This is a genomic window from Paraburkholderia sp. RAU2J (genome assembly GCF_003634845.1).
Taxonomy (GTDB): domain Bacteria; phylum Pseudomonadota; class Gammaproteobacteria; order Burkholderiales; family Burkholderiaceae; genus Paraburkholderia; species Paraburkholderia fynbosensis.
The window spans coordinates 2,020,966-2,041,792 of record NZ_RBXG01000001.1; the positions used below are offsets into that span (position 1 = coordinate 2,020,966).

The following is a 20,827-nucleotide window of genomic DNA, read 5'->3' on the forward strand; positions in this document are numbered from 1 at the left end:
CTGATGCGCCGGACCAGCTTCGTCCGACAGCCGCACCAGCGTTACTTGCGGTTGATCAATAGCCCCAGCAGCACGCCGGCACCCGCGGCAATGCCGATGGACGCCCACGGATGCTCGTGCACGTAGTCGTCGGTGGCGCGGGCCGCCTTCTTACCTTTCTCGACCACGACGACCTGCACGTCAGCCGCCTTCTCCTTCGCCTGCTTCAGGCGCGTGAGCGCCGTTTCACGCAGTTCCGACGCGCGCTCGCCCGTGGCGCTCGCGGCTTGTTTCAGCAGATCCTCGGCGTCCGCGAGGACGGTTTTGATATCCGACATCAATCTCTCCTTGTTGATTTCCGACATGGACAGCTCCCCTTTATCTCACGCCACGCGTGAATCGTAACCAAAGAAACGGCCGCTGGCGAGCGCAGTGCCCGGTCGATTCGCATCGATGCACGAACCATTCCCGGTTACCCAAAGTACGAAAAACACACGCTGAAGGGTAGCCCCAACCAAAGTTTGCTTCAGATGGAGTTGATCTGTCCCGCAAAGTTTCAACCAAATCGGCGAAAATTACAAAAACGCATAAAGGAGTGACGCCAATGTTCCTTCGTCACGGACTGTGCCTGCCTGATGCTTTATGTTTTGCGGGATGTGGCGGCAAATGCTCGCGCCGAATCCGATAGCCGAATTGATACCCAAAGGAGGAGCCACGATGAGTCTACGTCTTGGCGATATCGCGCCGGATTTTGAGCAGGAGTCGAGTGTTGGCCGCATCAAGTTTCACGAATGGCTCGGCGATAGTTGGGGCGTGCTGTTTTCGCATCCGCCGACTTCACGCCGGTCTGCACAACTGAACTCGGCCTGACCGCCAAACTCGCCGACGAATTCGAAAAACGCGGAGTGAAGACGATTGCGCTGTCGGTCGACAGCGCGGAATCGCACAAGGAGTGGATCAAGGACGTCAACGAGACTCAAGCCGCCAGCGTGGGCTTCCCGATTCTCGCCGATGGTGATCGCAAGGTCGCCGAGCTGTACGACATGATTCACCCGAACGCGAGCGAAACCTTCACGGTTCGTTCGCTGTTCATGATCGATCCGAAGAAGAAGGTGCGTCTCACCATGGCGTATCCGGCCAGCACCGGCCGCAACTTCGACGAAGTGCTGCGCGTGATCGACTCGCTGCAGCTGACCGACAACCACTCTGTCGCGACGCCGGGCAACTGGAAGCAGGGCGATGACGTGGTGATCGTTCCGTCGCTGAAGGACGAGGAAGTCATCAAGCAGAAATTCCCGAAGGGCTACAAGGCGCTGCGTCCCTACCTGCGCATGACACCGCAGCCGAACAACTAAGCGCCTGATGCGCCTCGGAAGGCGCGATTGGCGATAACGCGATAGCACGGCGTCGCAACGAAAAAGGCCGGTTCAGCATGAACCGGCCTTTTGTTTTGTCATTGAGCGGCGTGATCCCGCTTTGCTCGACGCAACAAACAATCAACGCCTCAGCAACGCCTCAGCAACGCCATCAGAAAAACGCCTGAATACCCGTCTGAGCGCGACCGAGGATCAACGCGTGAATGTCGTGCGTGCCTTCGTAGGTGTTCACCACTTCGAGGTTCACGAGATGCCGGGCGATGCCGAACTCGTCCGAAATGCCGTTGCCGCCGAGCATGTCGCGCGCGAGGCGCGCAATGTCCAGCGCCTTACCGCATGAGTTGCGCTTCATGATCGACGTGATCTCGACGGCGGCGGTGCCTTCGTCCTTCATGCGGCCGAGGCGCAGCACGCCTTGCAGGCCGAGCGTGATTTCGGTCTGCATGTCGGCGAGCTTCTTCTGGATCAACTGGTTCGCGGCGAGCGGCCGGCCGAACTGCTTGCGATCGAGCACGTACTGACGTGCAGTGTGCCAGCAGGCTTCGGCCGCGCCGAGCGCGCCCCAGGCGATGCCGTAGCGCGCCGAGTTCAGACACGTGAACGGGCCGCGCAGACCGCCGACATTCGGCAGACGGTTTTCTTCCGGCACGAACACTTCGTCCATCACGATCTCGCCGGTGATCGACGCGCGCAAGCCCACCTTGCTATGGATGGTCGGCGCGGACAGTCCCTTCCAGCCCTTCTCCAGGATGAAACCGCGAATCGTGTCCTTGCCGTCTTCCTCGAGCTTCGCCCACACGACGAACACGTCGGCGATCGGCGAATTGGTGATCCACATCTTCGAGCCCGACAGCGAATAGCCGCCGTCGACTTTCTTCGCCCGCGTGACCATGCTGCCCGGATCGGAGCCGTGATTCGGCTCGGTCAGGCCGAAGCAGCCGATCCATTCGCCGGAGGCGAGCTTCGGCAGGTACTTCTGCTTCTGCGCGTCGGAGCCGAATTCGTGGATCGGCACCATCACCAGCGACGACTGCACCGACATCATCGAGCGATAGCCGGAATCGACGCGCTCCACTTCACGCGCGATCAGCCCATACGCGACGTAGTTCAGGCCGGGGCCGCCGTATTGCTCGGGAATCGTCGGGCCGAGCAGGCCGAGTTCGCCCATCTCCCGAAAGATCTCGATGTCGGTTTTCTCATGACGGAACGCTTCGAGCACGCGCGGCTGCAACTTGTCCTGCGCATAGGCCGCGGCGGCGTCGCGCACCATGCGTTCGTCTTCGGTGAGCTGCTGATCCAGCAGCAGCGGGTCTTCCCAGTAAAACTGCGCGGCTTCGGCCATGACGTATCTCCAGATCTCTTGCTCTATCCAAGCTTGACTTAAGTTCCGCTAAGCGAAACAATGTTTTGCAAACGACGACCGAGTGTACCACCCGATGACGCACACATCCACTTTCTCCGAACCCCTCGACGAGCGCAAATTCGTCGTCGCCCTGGCACGCGGGCTGGATCTGCTGCGCGCGTTCAAGCCTGGCGAAACGATGCTCGCCAACCGCGATTTCGTCGCGCGCACGGGCTTGCCGAAGGCGACCGTCAACCGTCTCGCCTACACGCTGACGGTACTCGGCTATCTGCGGCTCGATGAGTCCCACGGCAAATATGCGCTCGATGCCGGCGTGCTGTCGCTCGGTTTCGCGCTGCTGTCGGGCACCGACACGCTCGAACTCGCCCGCCCGCATATGCGCGCGTTTGCCCGCGAAGTGGGCGCGGCGGTGTCGCTCGGGTGCCGCGACGGCCTTGACATGATCTATCTCGAGACGATCCGCAGCGAAACCGCGCTGACGCTCGGCCTCGCATCCGGCTCGAAACTGTCGATGCTGACGAGTTCGATGGGCCGCGCGTACCTGGCGGTCCAGCCGGCCGACGCGCGCGCTGCGTTGCTGGCGGAACTCCGCAAGGCCGCGGGGAAGGTCGGCGCGACGCTGGTGGCCGATGCCGAAAAAGAAATCGAAGCATTCGCCACCGAGCGCTGCTGTTATTCGTTTCGTGCGTGGCACGACGATGTGAACGCGGTCGCGGTGCCGTTTCGCGAACCGCGCGACGGGCGCTGGCTGGTGCTCAGTTGCAGCGGGCCGGCGTCGTCGATGGGAGAGGAGGTGTTTCGCGAAAATGTTGCGCCGCGTTTGAAGGCGCTCGCGCGGCGTCTGGGCGAACCGGGCTGAAGCCGTGAAGCCGGTTGAGGCAAGCTGAAGCGGGACGCACGCATCGTGCATCGCGTGCCTGGCCCACCTCACGCTCTCGCGCTATCAGACCGCCCGGTCGTGATAGTGCGCCGTGAATAACGGCCCTTGCACGAAGCGCACGTCGTACTGCTGCAACGCGAGAAACTGCGCTTCGTCCATCACGCGATTGAAAATCAGCGGAATCCGCAGCCGGCCCGCATAACCGACGAGCGGCTTCACCGTCGCGTCGCGCAGCGCGCTGGCGGCATCCATTTTGATGAAGTCGAGCCGCGCCGTTTCCGATACCGACAGAATCTGCCCCGCGTTGGACAGATTGCCCGCCACCTTGAAGCCGTAGTGCTGGTAGCTCCTCGTCAGATAGCCGAGAAAGGTCTTGTGCGCGACCGCCGCCGCCGGCAACTCGATCACCACCCGCGACGGGTTCAAGCCGAACGACATCAGCACGGTCGAGAAATGCAGCCCGTGGTCGTACTTCACGCTCTTGAGCAAACGCTCGTGCACGCGCAGAAACAGCAGCCCATGCCGTTGCGCGCCGAAGAAATTGATCGCGTGCAACGCGCGTGACATCCGGTCGAGCGCGACCAGTTCCTGATCGTTGCCGATGCGGTCGAACGGATCGAACACCTCGAACGGCGCCGCGCCGAGTTGATAGGTGATGGCCTGGAAGCCGAGTTCGTCGCCGAAACGGTCCACCCCTTCGGCCCCCGACGACAGCGACTGCGCCAACGCATGCACGCTGATATCGAAGATCGGCTCGTAGGCGCTCGCGAGTTGAATGTCCTCGAACCGCGCGAGCGCGATGTCGCTATGCATGCCTTGCCCCATCGCCAGATGTTCGCCGAGAAAAGGGTGAGCGGCGGCGCGGGTAACGAGGTCGGGGATGGTCGGCGGAATCATGGAGGCGAATGGATGGCGACGGTGAATGCGCACTCGGCGCTCGGCAACGCGACTCGATTGCCGCATGCGTTGATGGTAGCAGTCCGCAATCCGCGCACATGAACAAAATGCTCATAACGTTATCCGCCGCTCATGCGCTCGCACGAACGGTAGCGGCTGCGGCTGTGGAGTTTCAGGGTATACGTTAATTTCACTATTCATAATTCGTTTTACTATTCGTAAATTGCGAGGCGGGTACTGATCCCGCTGGCCGGCTTGTCCGCATTGCAGTCGAATGTGAGGAAAAGAGTCGGGCATCAACGGAGAACCTTGTATGGACACCCCAACACGTACGCCGCCGCATCGTGCGCCTGCCGCCGGTTCGCGGCTCGAAATCGCGCCGGGCTATCAATCGGGCTTCGCGAACGAGTTCGCGACCGAGGCGCTGCCCGGCGCATTGCCGGAAGGGCGCAATTCGCCGCAGCGCGCGGCCTATGGCCTGTATGCGGAACAGTTGTCGGGCACCGCCTTCACCGCGCCGCGCGGCCATAACCGCCGCGCGTGGCTATATCGGATTCGTCCGGCGGCGATGCACAAGCCGTTCACGCCGCTGCCGTCGGAGCGGCTCGTCGCCAATTTCGCCGACGTGCCGCCGACGCCGCCGAACCAGTTGCGCTGGGACCCGTTGCCGATGCCCACCGAGCCGAGCGATTTCATCGACGGCTGGGTGACGATGGCCGGCAATGGCGCGGCCGAAGCGATGAATGGCTGCGCGATTCATCTGTACGCGGCGAACCGCTCGATGCACGAGCGCTTCTTCTATAACGCCGACGGCGAATTGCTGATCGTGCCGCAGGAGGGCCGCCTCGAGATCGCGACCGAAATGGGCCGCATCGAACTCGCGCCGTTCGAAATCGCGGTGATCCCGCGCGGCGTACGCTTCGCGGTGAGCCTGCCGGACGGCGCGGCGCGCGGCTATATCTGCGAGAACTTCGGCGCGCTGCTGCGCTTGCCGGACCTCGGGCCGATCGGCTCGAACGGTCTCGCCAATCCGCGCGACTTCCTCACGCCGCATGCCGCTTACGAAGACCGCGAAGGCGACTTCGAACTCGTCGCGAAGCTGAACGGCAAGCTGTGGCGCGCGGACATCGGCCATTCGCCGCTCGACGTGGTCGCGTGGCACGGCAACTACGCGCCGTACAAATACGACCTGCGGCGCTTCAACACGATCGGCTCGATCAGCTTCGATCACCCGGACCCGTCGATCTTTCTGGTGCTGCAATCGCAAAGCGACACGCCGGGCGTCGACACGATCGACTTCGTGATCTTCCCGCCGCGCTGGCTCGCCGCCGAAGATACGTTCCGCCCGCCGTGGTTTCATCGCAACGTCGCGAGCGAGTTCATGGGGCTCGTGCACGGCGTGTACGACGCAAAGGCCGAGGGCTTCGTACCGGGCGGTGCGAGTCTGCACAACTGCATGTCGGGGCATGGCCCGGACGCCGACACGTTCGAAAAAGCCTCGAACGGCGATACGTCGACGCCGAAGAAAGTCGGCGACACGATGGCCTTCATGTTCGAGACGCGCACGCTGATCAAGCCCACCCGCTTCGCGCTCGACACTGCGCAATTGCAGGCGCATTACTACGAGTGCTGGCAAGGTCTCAAGAAACACTTCAATCCGGAGCAACGATGAACGCATCGAGCGATCTCCAGGCGACGCTCGATTCGTCGCGCAAAAGCTGGGTCGAGTCGGCCAACGATCCGGCCAGCGATTTTTCGATCCAGAACCTGCCGTTCGGCATTTTTAGCGACCGGCGCAACGACGCGCGGCGCCCGGGCGTGGCGATCGGCGACCAGATCGTCGACCTCGCCGCGTTACAGGCGGCGGGGTTGCTGAACGTGTCCGCGCAGGGCGATGTGTTTGCCCGCGCCGTCGCCAGCGACACGCTGAACGACTTCATCGCGCTTGGCCGCGACGCATGGCGCAGCGTGCGCATCCAGCTGAGCACGCTGTTGGCACGCGACACCGCGACGTTGCGCGACGACACCGCGTTGCGCGCGAAGGTACTGGTGCGCCAGGCCGATGCGCAACTGCATCTGCCGGTGCAGATTCCTGGCTACACCGATTTCTATTCGTCGAAAGAACACGCGACCAATGTCGGCTCGATGTTTCGCGATCCGAAGAATGCGCTGCTGCCGAACTGGTCGGAGATGCCGATCGGGTACAACGGACGGGCGTCGTCGGTGGTGGTGAGCGGCACGCCCGTGCGGCGTCCCAACGGCCAGTTGAAGCTGCCGGATCAGGAGCGTCCGGTGTTCGGCGCGTGCCGCAAGCTGGATATCGAACTGGAAACGGGCTTCGTGATCGGCGCGGGCAATGCGTTGGGCGAGCCGGTCGCGTGCGCCGACGCCGAAGCGCATATTTTCGGCATGGTGCTGCTCAACGACTGGAGCGCGCGAGACATCCAGCAATGGGAATACGTACCGCTCGGCCCGTTCAACGCGAAGACCTTTGCGACCACGATTTCGCCGTGGATCGTCACACTGGACGCGCTCGAACCGTTCCGCGTCGCGCAGCCCGTGCAGGAGCCGCAACCGCTCGCATACCTGCGCCACGATGGCGAGCATGCGTTCGACATCCATCTCGAAGTGACGCTGCGCCCGCAACAGGCGAAGCAGGCGAGCACGATCGCGCGAACCAACTTCAGGCACATGTACTGGACGATGGCGCAGCAACTCGCGCATCACACGGTCTCGGGCTGCAATACGCGGGTGGGCGATCTGATGGGCTCCGGCACGATCAGCGGCCCGACCGACGATTCGTACGGCAGCCTGCTCGAACTGACATGGAATGGCAAGAAGCCGCTGGAGTTGAACGAAGGCGGCACACGCACGTTCATCGAGGACGGGGACGAGTTGACGCTGGCCGGGTGCTGCCAGGGTGATGGCTATCGCGTGGGATTTGGCACGTGCGTAGGGGAGATTCTTCCGGCGCGGCGTTAGGGGCGCAGGCAGAGCTCGGGCTGTGGCGCATGTCGGGTCACTCCCGCCACGCCCAGACCGACTCACCCCTTCAGCAAACCAAACACCGCGACACCGTTCGTCGTCCCGACGTATACCTTGCCGTTGGCGATCATCGGCGTGATGAACTTGTTGCCCGCGCCGAACTGATCGCGGGTGCCCATCTGATTGCTGTTGTAGAGCTCGACGGCGAGATTGGCCGGATCGAACGCATGCAGCGCCGCCGTGGCGCCGTTTTCCGCGGCCCACACAATGCCATTCGCCGTGCCATTGGCGGAGATGCTCGGCGTGGTGCCGGGGTAGGCGAACGTCATCGACGTCTGCGCGCTCGGCGCCGTCGACAGCCGCGCAAGGGTCACCGTGAACGCCTTGAGATTGTCGCCGACCGAGCCGAAATAGAGGCGGCCGTTGAAGTACGCGGGCATGGCGAATTCTCCGCCGGCCAACACTCCCTGAATCTCCTGATAGATGTTGTTGCTCGCGGCATTGAACTTGCCCATCGAGTCGCGGTTCAGCACATAGATGATGCCGTCCTTGCCCGCGCCGAGCGTGAGGTGCTGGACCACGCCGTTCGCATCGGTGAGATCGGGCAGTACGATCGCGCCGCCGGAGCCGAGGTCTTGGTCGGCATTGGACTGCTGAACGGTATTGGACATCGCGAAGTAATCCGCGACCGCAAGAGTGCCCGCCGTGCCGAGTTTCAGATACGAATTGCCGAAGTTGTGTTGCGCGGGAAAGCCGCCGGCGGTCATCGTGATGTCGAACGTGCCGTTGCCGTCGAGCAGGTAGATGTTTGCGCCATCCGACGCCGGGCCGGCGCCGCTCATCCAGATCGCGCCGCCTGAGCCGTTCGGCGTAACGTTGAACACGGAAGTCTGCTGCAGGGTGTCGGCGCTATAGCCCATGATCCAGCCGGTGTAGGCGCCGTCGTCGCAATGCGAGGTCCACGTCGTGTAGACCACGCCGCCGAGCTGCAGCAGGCCCGCGCGCTCGGCATACGACGACGGCGCGAACAGCACGTTGCCATTGAAACTGTTCGCGCCGCTGCCGGGGTAGCTGGCGGTCACTTCCGTGGGTCCGTTCAGTCGTTCCGCGCCGGTCGCGAGATCGAGCGCGTGCACGCGCTGGTGGTAGGCGCCGCTCGTGTCCTTCGACATCGCGACCACGTAGATCGTGCCGTGCGCGCCGCGCGAGCGGTCGATGACCGGCGTCGACGTGATGCCGATTTCCTTCGTGATCTGGCTGCAACCGAGGTCGTCGCTGGGCGTTTCGTTGGCGCGGAGCGTGCTGACCCGCCATAGCTGTGCGCCGCTGTCTGCGTCGAACGCGTATACGCTGTCGTGCTCGGTCACGACGTACAGCACGTTGTGCGTGCCGCCCGCGATCGCCAGTGATTCGACAAAGAGCGGTTGCGCGTCGACCTTGCCGTCGGCGGCGAAATAGCCGACCTTGCCGAACGTCGTCGCGTTGACGTTGGCGGGCGTGAGGATGGTCTCGTTGAGATTCTGGCCCGTGCGGCCGATGTCGTTATGGTAGGTCAGTACATCGTGCGTCGCGGCCATGGAGGTGCCGCCGCCCGACGAGGTGCCGGCGCCGCCCGTGCCCGAGCCGGTGCCGGTGCCGGTGCCGCCGCCGCCGCTGCCGGTCCCGCCGGTACTGCCGCCGCTGCTCGCTGCGCCGCTCGTATCTCCGCTTCCGCCGCCGCAATCAGCGAACAGCAGGGCGCTCAAGACGATGAACGCGCTCAACAGGTAAAAACGGCGCGGCTTGTGCACGGTTTGCATAGCGAGCTCCCCATTGCATACGGCGGCCCATGAAGCATGGGCCGTTCAGCAGAGTGCCGTGCAATATGGCTCAAGACTAGCATCAAGCGTGCTGAGCGCAAGATCGCATCGAGCGCGCAGTCGCCAGGCGTTGCGCGCGAGCCGGGGCCGGGACGCGCAGCTGTCGGCCGTTGCCTGCCGGCCGGCGGTGTGCGGCCGTCGTCCGCCAGCGTGATGGCGCACGGCCGTCAACGCTCGCCCGTCAGCCGGCGGCTCGCAGCGGCGCGCGGCGCTTTTCCCACCAGGCGGCGGCGAGAAACGCGAGCGCCGCGAACAGCAGCACGCCGACCATCGCGTCGTTGCCGACACCCTTCATCAGCGCGCCGGCGACCAGCGGGCCGCCGAAACTGGCCGCGCTCCACGACGCGCCCACCAGCGAACTCGCCGACACTAACGCCACGCCGCGAAAGCGCTCGCCGCAGGCGACCAGCGACAGCGTATAGATCGCGCCCGCGGCCGCACCGAGCACGTACAACAGCGGCCAGCACAGCCACGGCGACCTGATCGCCCAAGGCAGCAACGGCAGCAACGCCACGACGACGAGCCCGCAGCCGATATGCACGCGTTCACGGCCGAGCCGGTCAGCGAGCCAGCCGATCGGAAACTGCATCGTCGTATCACCGAGCAGCAGCGCCGACGCGAACAGCACCGCCACCTCGCTCGCGATGCCGTGCGACATCGCGAAGAGCGGCAGCAGCGACAGCGCGATCGTGTCGAACAGGGCGAAGAAGCCGGTACCGACGACGAGGGCAGGCATCTGCGGCAGCACATGGCGCCAGTTGCCGTGGGCGGCGTGCTCATCGCCGGAGGCTCGCGGCGTCGTGCGGATCGCGGCGAGCATGGGCAGCGCGAGCAGGAATATTGCGCCGCAAATCAGAAAGCGCGAATGCGTGAAGCCCGCGATCTGGCTCACGAGCACCGGGCCCGACATCTGGAACAGCGTGAAGTTGGTCGCGTAGATCGCGATCACGCGGCCGCGCGACGCGTCGTCGGCCAGCTGGTTGACCCAGGCCTCGCCGATCGTGAACAGCAGCATCAGCGCCGCGCCGCACAGCACGCGCAACACCGCCCACAGCCACAGGTTCGATGTGAGCTGCATGAGCGCGGTGGCGAGCGCGACCACCAGCACCGCGCCGACGATCACCTCGCGGCCGCCGAAACGCGCCGCGATCCGGCCGGCCAACGGCACGACGACGAGGCCGCCGCCCGCTTGCGCGGCGCTCAGCAGGCCGACGACGTCGGTGCCGAAGCCGACTTGCGTCAGTGCGAGGGCGGTCAGCGGCAGCGTGGCGCCGCTGCCGAGTCCGACGACGGCGACGCTGAGGATCAGGGCGAGGAAATCGCGAGTGAAGATGACTTTCATCGGCCGGGATGCTACTACGGCTGACGGGCGTTGGCATGGTGCGGGGCTTGCGGCACGCGCGCCAACGGGCGCTGCGCAAAGGGGCAAGACAGAACGCTCGCCACAGGCGCCTTGCGCAGGCGCAAGGCTAACAGTCCGCAATGTGCGTGACCTTAACCCGCCACCGCCATCTTCTGCGCGCGCCGGTCGATCGACACCGACCACAGCGTCAGCAGCAGCGCGCCGATCGAGGTCGCCACGCCGACCCACGGCAGCGCCGTGAGCGGCGCGCCCGCGCCGATCGCCATCCCGCCGAGCCATGCACCCGTCGCGTTGCCGAGGTTGAAGGCGCCCTGGTTCAAGGTGGATGCGAGATTCGGCGCACTGCTCGCGCGATCGACGATCAGCATCTGCAGCGGCGGCACGATCGCGAAAGCGAGGATGCCCCACACGAAAATCGTGATCATCGCCGGAATCTGCGCGTGCATCGTGCCTGCGAAGACGGTCAGGATCACGACGATCGCCAGCAGGAACGCGACCAGCGACGGCATCAGCCGCCAGTCGGCAAGCTTGCCGCCGAGCGTGCTGCCGACCGTCAGCCCGAGGCCGAACAGCAGCAGCACCAGCGTGACCGCGTGCGGCGTGAAGCCGGCCACGTCCTCGAGAATCGGCGTGATGTAGGTGAAGGTGGAAAAGAGGCTCGCCGACGCGAGCACGCTGATGCCGAGCACCATCAGCACCTGCGGGTTTTTCAGCACGCTGAACTCGTGGACGAGACTCGCCTTCTGCATCTCGATCTTCGCCGGCAGGCACACGGCGAGCGCGGCCGCCGCGACGAGGCCGATGCCCGTCACCGCCCAGAAGGTCGCGCGCCAGCCCACGGCCTGGCCGAGCGCCGTGCCGAGCGGCACGCCGAGCACGTTGGCGAGCGTGAGGCCGGTGAACATCAGCGCGATGGCTTGTGCGCGGCGGTTTGGCGCGACGAGCCCCGCGGCCACCACCGAGCCGATGCCGAAGAACGCCCCATGACAGAACGCCGTGACGATGCGCGCGGCCATCAGCACCGCGTAACCCGGCGCAACCGCGCACAGCAGATTGCCGACGATGAACACGCCGATCAAACTCATCAGCGCCTTCTTGCGCGGCATGTTGGCGACCGCGATCGCGACGATCGGCGCGCCGATCGTGACGCCGAGCGCATAGGCCGACACCAGCATGCCGGCAGCCGGAATCGACACGGACAGATCGCGCGCGACGTCGGGCAGCAGCCCCATGATCACGAATTCGGTGGTACCGATTCCAAACGCGGCGACGGCAAGGGCAAGCAGGGGTAAAGGCATGGTGACGGAGCGTGAAGCGGCGCGACGAGGAGTGTCGCGCGGCAGGCGCGCGTTTTCGGGACGAGAACGCCAGCGCTGTGCGGGGGAAGCAGTAGGGGATTCTACCTAAGTCAAAACCGCGATGCAGATCGTCGAGAGGGATGTTGTTTTTTGTGAAAAGGAGGCGGCGGATCAGGCGGATCGCGCAAATCGCCCCCACGGGCCTGACCCACCTCAATCGACACCGTTGATGAACCGCGCCGCCCCGGCGAGCCCTTCTTCAAAGACTGCCCGATATCCGCCGGCGCCTTCGCGCCGAAGCGCTTCAGCGAGATCGTCGAGCGGGCTGTTTTCCAGCGCCGAGCGGCGGTCGGCGAGCAATGCCGCCTGAGGAAATGCAGCTAGCTCCGCAGCCAGCCGCTCGGCCGCCGCGCGCGCCGCGCCCTTCGCTACGATGCGATTCGCAAGCCCTATGGCAAGCGCTTCGTCGGCGCTCACCGCGCGCCCGGTCAGGATCAGATCCAGTGCCCGCGACAGCCCGATCAATCGCGGCAAGCGGATCGTGCCGCCGTCGATCAGCGGAATGCCGACGCGCCGGCAGAACACGCCGAGCACCGCATCGTCCTCGACGACCCGCAGATCGCATAGCGCCGCCAGTTCCAGGCCGCCCGCCACCGCGTAACCCGCAATCGCCGCGATCACCGGCTTGCTGAAGCTCATTCGCGTCGGACCCATCGGACCGGGGCCGCTGCCGTCGGCATGCAGTTCGTTGCGGCGGGTGTCGTCGGCGAGCGCGCTCAGGTCCGCGCCCGCGCAAAACGTGCCGCCCGCGCCGAACAGCACTGCCGCGCGCCAGGCCGGCTCCGCTTCGAAGCGGCTGAACGCGGCGCTCAATGCTTCGGCGGCCGGACGGTCGAGCGCGTTGCGCCGCGCGGGCCGCTCCAGAATGATGGTCGCGACGCCGCTGTCCTCGTCGGCTTCGATGCGCACGTACTCACTGAAATTTTGAGGGGTTATCATCGTCTTCTATGGTCAAGGTCCGCCCGTGCGTGTCGGGCGTTTGTGCAGCGTGCTCATGCAGAGCAATTAATTCCGTGGCCTGTCATGCATCTTTCACAGTCGACTCGTAGCGTGGGCGCTCTATTCACGCGCTGGCGTTGGTTTGCCAGCTTATCGAGCCTGCCTTTGCCCTTGTCCAATCCACCGCCAGCCGCCATGTTGGCGAGTCCTCCCGATGGACTTCCTTCGGGGCGTGCCGAAACCGTCTGGATCGTGCCGTTGCACGAACACTCATGGTACGACCATGTACGCCTGAAGCGCGTCTTCGTCACCGACGGCACACGGCATCAGGTCGTGCTGGTCGACATGCGCAAGCTGCTCGTCTGCGCGGATCGCGACAACACGGACTACGTGCTGAAACCGGTTGCCGAATGGCATTCGGGCAAGGTGCGCGGCATTCGTGAGTTTCTCGATCCCGAGAGCGAGCGCATTCCGCAGATGCCGTACGTGACGATCTCGATGCGCCGCGCGCCGGGGTTGCTCGGCTGGCTGGGTCTGGAGCGCGAAGGGGTGGTGGCGTTTCGCAATGGCCAGCATCGCGCGCGTTATCTGGCCGATGCGGGCGCGCGCTGGTGTCCGGTGGAAGTACATGAGCGCGAAGCGGCGTTGCTGCGCGAAGTCTGCGGCGCGGCGGACGATGCCCGTACCGAGATTCGCGCGATCCCGCCGGCCGGTGATAAAGGCGTATAGCTCGGTGTGTGATGGTGTCGATGCTGCACGGGGTGCGGGGCACCACGCCACGAGGCGCACGACGCGCGGCTAAATGCGCAAGCCCCCCAACTCCAACGCGTCGACCTGCGACCCACCGCGGCGGCCCTGCCAGTGCAGCACTGGGCATGACGCCCGGCATGAGTCGCTCGATGCACGACCAAGCCCTCAACACACAAGACACGCCCCCAGCCTACCCCGCCGCACGCACCGCGTTGCGCGGCGTGCCGGCCTGCCATGCCGCGACGTTGCCGAGCGTGGTCTGCGCGATCTCGCTCATCGCCTCGCGCGTGAAGAACGCCTGGTGCGCGGTGACGGTCACGTTCGGGAACATCAACAGCCGCGCGAGCACGTCGTCCTGCAACGGCAGATTCGAGTGATCCTCGAAGAAGATGCCGCTTTCCTCCTCGTACACGTCGAGCCCGAGATGGCCGAGCTGGCCGTCCTTCAACGCGCCGATCAGCGCATTGGCCTCGACGAGTCCGCCGCGGCCGGTGTTGACCAGCATCGCGCCGCGTTTCATCTTCGCGAGTGCGGGTCCGTCGATCAGATGATAGGTGGCCGGCACGAGCGGACAGTGCAGACTGACGACGTCGGATTCGGCGAGCAGCGTGTCGAGCGGTACATAGCGCGCGCCGAGCGCGAGCAGGTCGTCGGCGGGCGCGCCGGGATCATGCGCGAGCACGCGCATGCCGAAGCCCGCCATGATGCGCCCGAACACCCGGCCGATCATGCCGGTGCCGACCACACCCACGGTCTTGCCGTGCAGATCGAAACCGAGCAGCCCATGTAGAGAGAAGTCGCCTTCGCGGGTGCGCGCCGCGGCGCGCGGCAGACGCCGGTTCAGCGCGAGGATCAGCCCGACCGCATGTTCGGCGACCGCGTGCGGCGAGTAGGCCGGCACCCGTGTGACCGTCATGCCGAGCCGTTCGGCCGCCGCGAGGTCGACGTGATTGAAGCCTGCGGAGCGTAGCGCGATCAGACGCGTGCCGCCTGCATGGAGCCGCTCGAGCACGGCGGCGTCGACGTTGTCGTTGACGAACGGGCACGCCACTTCGTAGCCAAGTGCGAGGATCGCCGTTTCGGTGTCGAGATGAGACTCCTGGAAATGCAGCTCATAGCCGTGGGCGGCATTAGCTTCGGTGAACGTGTCGCTGTCGTACTGGCGGCTGCTGAACAGGATCATGCGCATGTCGGTACTCCGAAGAAGACGGTTCGGCTTTGAAGAGGCGGATTCACGGGCACGGCCGCTCACAGCCAGTATAAATTACCCCTCGGAATAGTTACCTTCGGACGAAGTGCCCGCCACCCTATTCATTCGTCTTTACCCAGGATCGTATTTCGTGAACTCGACTTGCCGAAATGAAAATAATATTGACAGGGGTGCCGAACTACAATATTTATTAAAAGGCAATCCATAAGCATGACAAATCATGCTGTAAGAAATAGGCTGTCAGCAAATAATGTTTTTTTCACAGCGTTAGGCAACTTCGCGAGGAAAGCGTGACTGTCGAGCCAGCGGAAAAACTTTCTTGCCCCTTCGCTGCGGCCCGGCGTTCCCGCCGCAATGCCTGCTGCATCATTCCCTTGCCATAACCCGCGTTCGCCTAGCTCGCACCAGCGGCCGTTGGATTGCCTGATCCACCCCGGTCAGCGGGGTTTATTCGAATTCCCAGTGAGTGTCTTCAGTGTGTTGCTAACAAACCCGTTAATCGGGGAGACAACATGATCGGTGAATTGCTGAAATCGCAACCGGAGATCGCGCTGTTCGCAAGCCTTGCAATTGGATATTTTATTGGCTCGTTTCGGGTGGGACCGATTCAGCTCGGTGGCGTATGCGGCACCTTGATTGTCGCATTGATATTGGGTCAGACGGGCGCGCGCCTCGCTCCCGATCTGAAGAACATCGCGTTCGCGCTGTTCATCTTCGCGCTCGGCTTTACCGGCGGCCCGCAGTTTTTCGCCAACATCGGCCGGGGCTGGCGCTATGGGTTGCTGTCGATCATCGAGATCGTGTCGGTGCTCGTGCTGATCATGATCGCGGTGAGCGTGCTGCGACTCGACATCGGCACGGCGGCGGGTTTGCTCGCGGGCGCCGCGACGGAGTCGGCGGTGATCGGCACGGCGTCCGAGGCGATCGGCAAGCTCGGTCTCGGCGACGCCGAAACCTTGCGCCTGCAGGCCAACATCGTGACCGCCTACAGCGTGAGCTACCTATTCGGCCTGGTCACCATCGTGCTGTTCACCAGCCAGTTCGCGCCGCTGTTGCTGCGTATCAATCTGCGTGACGAAGCGGAGCGCGTGTGGCGCAAGCTCGGCGGCGAGGGGGCGTTCAGCGAGGGGCAGCGGGCAGCGGCGCCGGCGCTCGTGGGCCGCGTGTTCCGGGTGAGCGCGGCGGCCGGCGTCACGATCCGGGAGTTCGAACAGCAGCACGGCTTCAACCTCACCATCGAACAGCTTCAGCGCAACGGCGCGAACATGCCGGTCGAACCGCCATTGCGCCTCGCGGCAGGCGATCTCACCCTCGTGGCGGGGCGGCGCGAAGCGGTGGTCGCGGCGGCGGCCGGTCTCGGCGAAGAGGTGGATGGCGCGGGCTTCGGCCAGGTCTTCGCCGAGAAGCTCGACGTCGTGTTGACGCGGGGTGACCTGCATGGCCGCACGATTGCGCAGGTGCGTGACCAGGCGAAACCGGAGGATGGCCGCGGCGTCTACATCGCAGCCGTCACACGGCTCGAAACCACGGTGCCCGCGCTGCCCGGCACCGAGCTCAATCGCGGCGACGTGCTGACGCTGGTCGGCGCGAAGGCCAATGTCGAGCGCGGCGCGAAGCGGCTCGGCTACGTGCTCCCCGCGACCGAGAAAACCGACTTCGTCTATCTCGGCCTCGGCGTGCTGGTCGGCATGGCGATCGGCCGTCTCGGCGGACAGATCGGCGGCGTGTCGATCGCGCTCGGCACGGGCGGTGGCTGTCTGCTGTCCGGCCTGCTGTTCGGCTGGATCCGTTCGCGCCATCCGCTGGTCGGCTCGCTGCCGTCGGCGGCCGCGCAAATCCTCAAGGACTTCGGCCTCGCCACTTTCATCGCCGCTGTGGGTTTGTCGGCGGGGCCGGACGCGATCAAGCTGGTGCGCGAGTACGGCCTCGCGCTGCCCGTTGCAGGCGTTTTGATGGTGCTGGTGCCGGGCCTGCTGTCGCTGTGGATTGGCCACATGTTCCTGAAGCTCGAAGCGCCGATGCTGCTCGGCGCCATCGCCGGGCAGCAATGCAGCACCCCGGCCATCAGCGCACTGGTGGGCGTGACCGGCAACTCGACGCCGGTGATCGGCTACACGATCACCTACGCACTCTCGAACATTCTGTTGCCTCTGATGGGGCCTGTGGTGGTGGGCCTCGCGGGCAAAGTCGGGTAGGCGTAGGCAGGTCGACCCGGCGCGGCCAGAGGGGCGAGCGCATGGCCGCGCGCGGCGGACCAGGCCTTGCGCGGCGGCTGTGGCATCAGGCATGTGGCATGAAGCACGCGACCAGCGGAGCAGGACATGGCCGCGCAGCGCATGCGCAGGTAGCACCCAGTACTCAGTATCGCCAATTAATTAGCGAGGGCACGATGGACTGGCTACACCATATCTTTCAGAAATCCCCCGAGATTGCGCTGTTTCTGTCGCTTGCGGTCGGCTACTTCATCGGGCAGATCAACTTCGGTAAGTTCCAGCTGGGCGGCGTCGGCGGCTCGTTGCTGGCGGCGGTGGTGATCAGCCAGGCGGGCGTGACGATCGACAACGGTGTGAAGTCGGTCATGTTCGCCGTGTTCATCTACGCGGTCGGCTACGACTCCGGTCCTGGCTTTTTTAATTCGCTGAATCGCAAGACGCTGCGTGAGATCGCGATGGCGGTGTTCCTCGCCGTCAGCGCGCTCGTTACCGTGGTGGTATGCGCGAAGCTGTTCCACCTGAACAAGGGACTCGCGGCCGGACTCGCCGGCGGCGCGCTGACGCAATCGGCGATTATCGGTACGGCGGGCGATGCGATCGCGCGCCTCGGGCTGCCGGCCGATCAGGTCAAGTCGCTGCAATCGGACGTGGCGATTGCCTACGCGGTGACTTACGTGTTCGGCTCGCTCGGCGCGATCATCGTGTGCGTGAACATCCTGCCGAAGTTCATGGGGCAAGGTCTGCGGGAGGCCTCGATCGAAGCGGAACGCGAACTGGCGGCGGGTGCGCCGGCACGCGGGCCGGGGCAGATTCTCGCGCTGCCGGAGTTGGTGGGACGGGCGTACAAGATCGACGTCAGCGCGGGCAAGACGGTGAAGGCCGTCGAGACGCTGCATGAGGATTACCTGACGATCGAGCGCATCAAGCGCGACGGCAAGACGCTCGAGGCGACGCCCGATCTGATGCTCGAGCCCGACGACGTGGTGCTGGTGGTGGGCCGCCGCGAGGCGGTGGTCGCCTTCGGCGCGAACGGCAATGAAGTCGCCAGCACCGGCGACGTCGGCGTCGTCATGCAGACACGCCAAGGCGTCTTCACCAAGAAGGGCATGAACCACACGACGCTCGCCGCTGCGCGCGAACTCGTGGATCGCGACATGCGCCACGGCGTCTACATCCAGAGCATCACGCGCGCGGGCCAGCCGCTGCCGATTCTGCCGGAAACCAAAGTCGAGCACGGCGACGTCATCACCTTCTACGGTTCGCCGAAAGACACCAAGCGCGCAGTCGACGCCGCCGGCTACGAATTGCCCTACAGCAACAAGACCGACTTCATCTACATGGGCGTCGGCCTCGTGCTGGGCTTGCTGATCGGGCTGATCGTCCTCAACGTCGGTGGCATTCCGCTCACGCTCGGCTCGGGTGGCGGCTGTCTGCTGGCCGGGCTGCTGTTCGGCTGGATGCGCGGCAAGCATCCGATGTATGGCGTGATGCCGTCGGCCGCGTCGCAATTGCTCAAGGACTTCGGGCTCGCCGCGTTCGTCGCGGTGGTGGGCCTGAACTCCGGCTTGCAGGCGGTGGTGACGGTCAAGCAGAGCGGCGTGACGATCTTCCTGCTCGGCGTGTTCGTAACGTTGTTCCCGCTGCTGCTGACCATGCTGTTCGGCCGCTACGTGCTCAAGTACAACAATGCGGCGCTTCTGGCCGGGGCGCTGTCGGGCTCGCGCAGCGCCAACCCGGCCTTCGGCGGCGTGCTCGACAAGGCGGAAAGCGCGGTGCCGACCGTGCCGTTCGCGATCACCTATGCGATCGCGAATGTCGCGCTGACCTTGCTCGGGCCGCTCGTGGTCGGGCTCGTGTAGAGGGCGTGCAGCTCACACGTGCGGCGCACGTGTAGCGCGCGCATCCATCGATCTCTGTTACGCCGGCTGCAACCAGGCAATGGTTCGATACGCCGGTGTCTTTCACTTGGCTCATTGGAGAACCCATCATGGCAAAAGAGAAGAGCGACAAGAAACAAGGGGACATGGCGCAACCCGGACTGTCCGCGCTCAGCCCGTTCGAACTGAAGGACGAGTTGATCAAGGCCGCCGGCGGCGGCGCCGTGGAGCGGCCCGCCAACGCGTCGATGCTCAACGCCGGGCGCGGCAATCCGAACTTTCTCGCGACCATTCCGCGTCACGGGTTCTGGCAACTCGGCCTCTTTGCGATGCGCGAATCGGAGCGCTCGTTTGCGTTTATGCCGGAAGGCATCGGCGGGTTTCCGAAGCGCGAAGGCCTGACGGAACGCTTCGATCTGTTCCTGCGCGAGAACAAGGGCGTCGCGGGCATCGACTTCCTGCGCGGTGCGGTGTCGTATGTGCGCGATCAGCTGGGCTACTCGGCCGGCGACTTCCTGTATGAAATGTGCGAGGGGATTCTCGCGTCGAACTATCCGGTGCCCGACCGCATGCTCAAGCTATCCGAACTGATCGTCGGGCAGTATCTGCGCCGCGAGATGATCGGCGATCAGCCGTTCATCGGCGAGTTCGACGTCTTCGCGGTGGAAGGCGGCACGGCCGCGATGACGTACATCTTCAACACGATGCGCGAGAATCACCTGATCAAGCCGGGCGACACGATCGCGCTCGGCATGCCGATCTTCACACCGTACATCGAGATTCCGCGTCTGAACGACTACCAGCTGAACGTCGTGAATCTCGAAGCCGATGTCGCCAACGGCTGGCAGTACTCGAAGGAGGAACTCGACAAGCTGCGCGATCCGAAAGTGAAGGCGTTCTTCCTCGTGAACCCGAGCAATCCGCCGTCGGTGAGGATCGACGACGAAAGCCTTCAGTACATTGCCGACATCGTGAAAGAGCGGCCGGATCTGATTCTGCTCACCGACGACGTGTACGGCACCTTCGCCGACAACTTCGTGTCGCTGTTCGCGCTCGCACCGAAGAACACCATCCTCGTGTACTCGTATTCGAAGTATTTCGGCGCGACCGGCTGGCGTCTGGGGACGATCGCCACGCATCGCGACAACGTGCTCGACAGGCTGATCGCCGAGTTGCCGAAAGACGCGAAGAAGCAGTTGCACGAGCGTTACGAGTCGATCACGACCGAGCCGGACAAGCTCAAGTTCATCGACCGTCTCGTGGCCGACAGCCGCACCGTCGCGCTGAACCATACAGCGGGTTTGTCGACGCCTCAGCAGGTGCAGATGGTGCTGTTTTCGCTGTTCTCGCTGATGGACACGCCCGACGCCTACAAGAACGCGTTGAAGCGCCTGATCCGCAGCCGCAAGCGCGCGCTTTACGAAGAGGTCGGCATCTCGTTCGAGGACGACGATCCGAACCAGGTCGACTACTACACGATTCTCGACGTCGAATTCCTCGGCGAGCGGGCGTATGGCCGTGAGTTCGTCGAGTGGCTTTACAAGAACACGGAGCCGTCCGAGTTGCTGTTCCGACTCGCGCGCGAAGCGCGGGTCGTGCTGCTGCCTGGCCGAGGCTTCGGGACCCAGCATCCGTCGGGGCGCGTGTCGCTCGCCAATCTCAACGAGGCCGACTACCGGAAAATCGGCCGTGCGCTGCGCAAGCTGATGGAGGAGTATGTGGAGCGCTTCAACGCGGCGACCGGCAAGAAGCTCGACAAAACCAAGGTGAAATGACGC

At 64.5% G+C, this 20,827-nt stretch carries 15 protein-coding genes and 1 pseudogene; 8 read left to right on the forward strand and 8 right to left on the reverse strand.

All coding sequences use genetic code 11. The features are described from left to right. Nucleotides 1-41: 41 nt before the first annotated feature. Complete coding sequence (locus tag B0G69_RS09335) at nt 42-344, reverse strand: DUF883 family protein (RefSeq protein ID WP_007179108.1); 303 nt, start codon at nt 342-344, stop codon at nt 42-44. A gap of 352 nt (nt 345-696) precedes the next feature. On the opposite strand from B0G69_RS09335, the pseudogene B0G69_RS09340 reads away from it, so the two are divergent. Beyond that, nucleotides 697-1,334: pseudogene (locus B0G69_RS09340) on the forward strand (peroxiredoxin). A gap of 172 nt (nt 1,335-1,506) precedes the next feature. On the opposite strand, the gene B0G69_RS09345 reads toward B0G69_RS09340, so the two are convergent. Next, nucleotides 1,507-2,697 carry an acyl-CoA dehydrogenase gene (locus tag B0G69_RS09345; RefSeq protein ID WP_121316615.1) on the reverse strand — a complete coding sequence of 397 codons (1,191 nt, stop codon included), beginning with the start codon at nt 2,695-2,697 and terminating at the stop codon, nt 1,507-1,509. A 94-nt stretch (nt 2,698-2,791) separates the two neighbouring features. On the opposite strand from B0G69_RS09345, the gene B0G69_RS09350 reads away from it, so the two are divergent. Next, a complete protein-coding gene (locus B0G69_RS09350) occupies nt 2,792-3,577 on the forward strand; it encodes an IclR family transcriptional regulator (RefSeq protein ID WP_121316616.1) in 786 nt (261 codons plus the stop codon). An 84-nt stretch (nt 3,578-3,661) separates the two neighbouring features. Here the strand turns inward: B0G69_RS09350 and B0G69_RS09355 are convergent, their stop codons facing one another. Then, complete coding sequence (locus B0G69_RS09355; RefSeq protein WP_121316617.1) at nt 3,662-4,495, reverse strand: EAL domain-containing protein; 834 nt, start codon at nt 4,493-4,495, stop codon at nt 3,662-3,664. Between the two features lie 313 nt (nt 4,496-4,808). Here B0G69_RS09355 and hmgA point away from each other — a divergent pair, with 313 nt between their 5' ends. Together hmgA and fahA are read left to right on the forward strand one after the other, a co-directional pair. Further along, nucleotides 4,809-6,167, forward strand: coding sequence for a homogentisate 1,2-dioxygenase (gene hmgA / locus B0G69_RS09360; protein ID WP_241991284.1), 1,359 nt, complete (start codon nt 4,809-4,811; stop codon nt 6,165-6,167). Further along, the gene (fahA, locus tag B0G69_RS09365) at nt 6,164-7,477 is read left to right on the forward strand and encodes a fumarylacetoacetase (RefSeq protein ID WP_121316618.1); all 1,314 of its coding nucleotides are present in this window, start codon (nt 6,164-6,166) and stop codon (nt 7,475-7,477) included. The genes hmgA and fahA overlap by 4 nt, the downstream gene beginning before the upstream one ends. Before the next feature lie 62 nt (nt 7,478-7,539). Here fahA and B0G69_RS09370 read toward each other — a convergent pair whose 3' ends face one another. From B0G69_RS09370 to B0G69_RS09385, 4 genes are all read right to left on the reverse strand, one after another. Then, nucleotides 7,540-9,279 carry a PQQ-binding-like beta-propeller repeat protein gene (locus B0G69_RS09370; RefSeq protein ID WP_121316619.1) on the reverse strand — a complete coding sequence of 580 codons (1,740 nt, stop codon included), beginning with the start codon at nt 9,277-9,279 and terminating at the stop codon, nt 7,540-7,542. A 241-nt stretch (nt 9,280-9,520) separates the two neighbouring features. After that, the gene (locus tag B0G69_RS09375) at nt 9,521-10,681 is read right to left on the reverse strand and encodes an MFS transporter (protein ID WP_121316620.1); all 1,161 of its coding nucleotides are present in this window, start codon (nt 10,679-10,681) and stop codon (nt 9,521-9,523) included. A gap of 152 nt (nt 10,682-10,833) precedes the next feature. Continuing rightward, entirely contained in the window at nt 10,834-12,000 is a 1,167-nt protein-coding gene (locus B0G69_RS09380) for an MFS transporter (protein WP_121316621.1), read from the reverse strand. Nucleotides 12,001-12,213: 213 nt separating this feature from the next. Further along, nucleotides 12,214-12,999 carry a crotonase/enoyl-CoA hydratase family protein gene (locus B0G69_RS09385; RefSeq protein WP_121316622.1) on the reverse strand — a complete coding sequence of 262 codons (786 nt, stop codon included), beginning with the start codon at nt 12,997-12,999 and terminating at the stop codon, nt 12,214-12,216. Between the two features lie 84 nt (nt 13,000-13,083). Here B0G69_RS09385 and B0G69_RS09390 point away from each other — a divergent pair, with 84 nt between their 5' ends. Further along, nucleotides 13,084-13,728: a hypothetical protein gene (locus B0G69_RS09390; protein WP_121316623.1), complete on the forward strand. Its 645-nt coding sequence runs from the start codon at nt 13,084-13,086 to the stop codon at nt 13,726-13,728. Between the two features lie 211 nt (nt 13,729-13,939). On the opposite strand, the gene B0G69_RS09395 is transcribed toward B0G69_RS09390, so the two are convergent. Further along, nucleotides 13,940-14,938 carry a 2-hydroxyacid dehydrogenase gene (locus B0G69_RS09395; protein ID WP_121316624.1) on the reverse strand — a complete coding sequence of 333 codons (999 nt, stop codon included), beginning with the start codon at nt 14,936-14,938 and terminating at the stop codon, nt 13,940-13,942. 533 nt (nt 14,939-15,471) lie between these two features. Between B0G69_RS09395 and aspT (B0G69_RS09400) the strand changes: the two genes are divergently transcribed. From aspT (B0G69_RS09400) to B0G69_RS09410, 3 genes are all read left to right on the forward strand, one after another. Further along, nucleotides 15,472-17,154 (forward strand): aspartate-alanine antiporter, encoded by a 1,683-nt coding sequence (gene aspT / locus B0G69_RS09400; RefSeq protein ID WP_121316625.1) that lies wholly within the window; start codon nt 15,472-15,474, stop codon nt 17,152-17,154. Nucleotides 17,155-17,348: 194 nt separating this feature from the next. Beyond that, entirely contained in the window at nt 17,349-19,031 is a 1,683-nt protein-coding gene (gene aspT, locus B0G69_RS09405; protein ID WP_121316626.1) for an aspartate-alanine antiporter, read from the forward strand. A gap of 128 nt (nt 19,032-19,159) precedes the next feature. Continuing rightward, nucleotides 19,160-20,824, forward strand: a complete 1,665-nt coding sequence (locus B0G69_RS09410) for a bifunctional aspartate transaminase/aspartate 4-decarboxylase (protein WP_121316627.1) — start codon at nt 19,160-19,162, stop codon at nt 20,822-20,824. Nucleotides 20,825-20,827 lie beyond the last annotated feature (3 nt).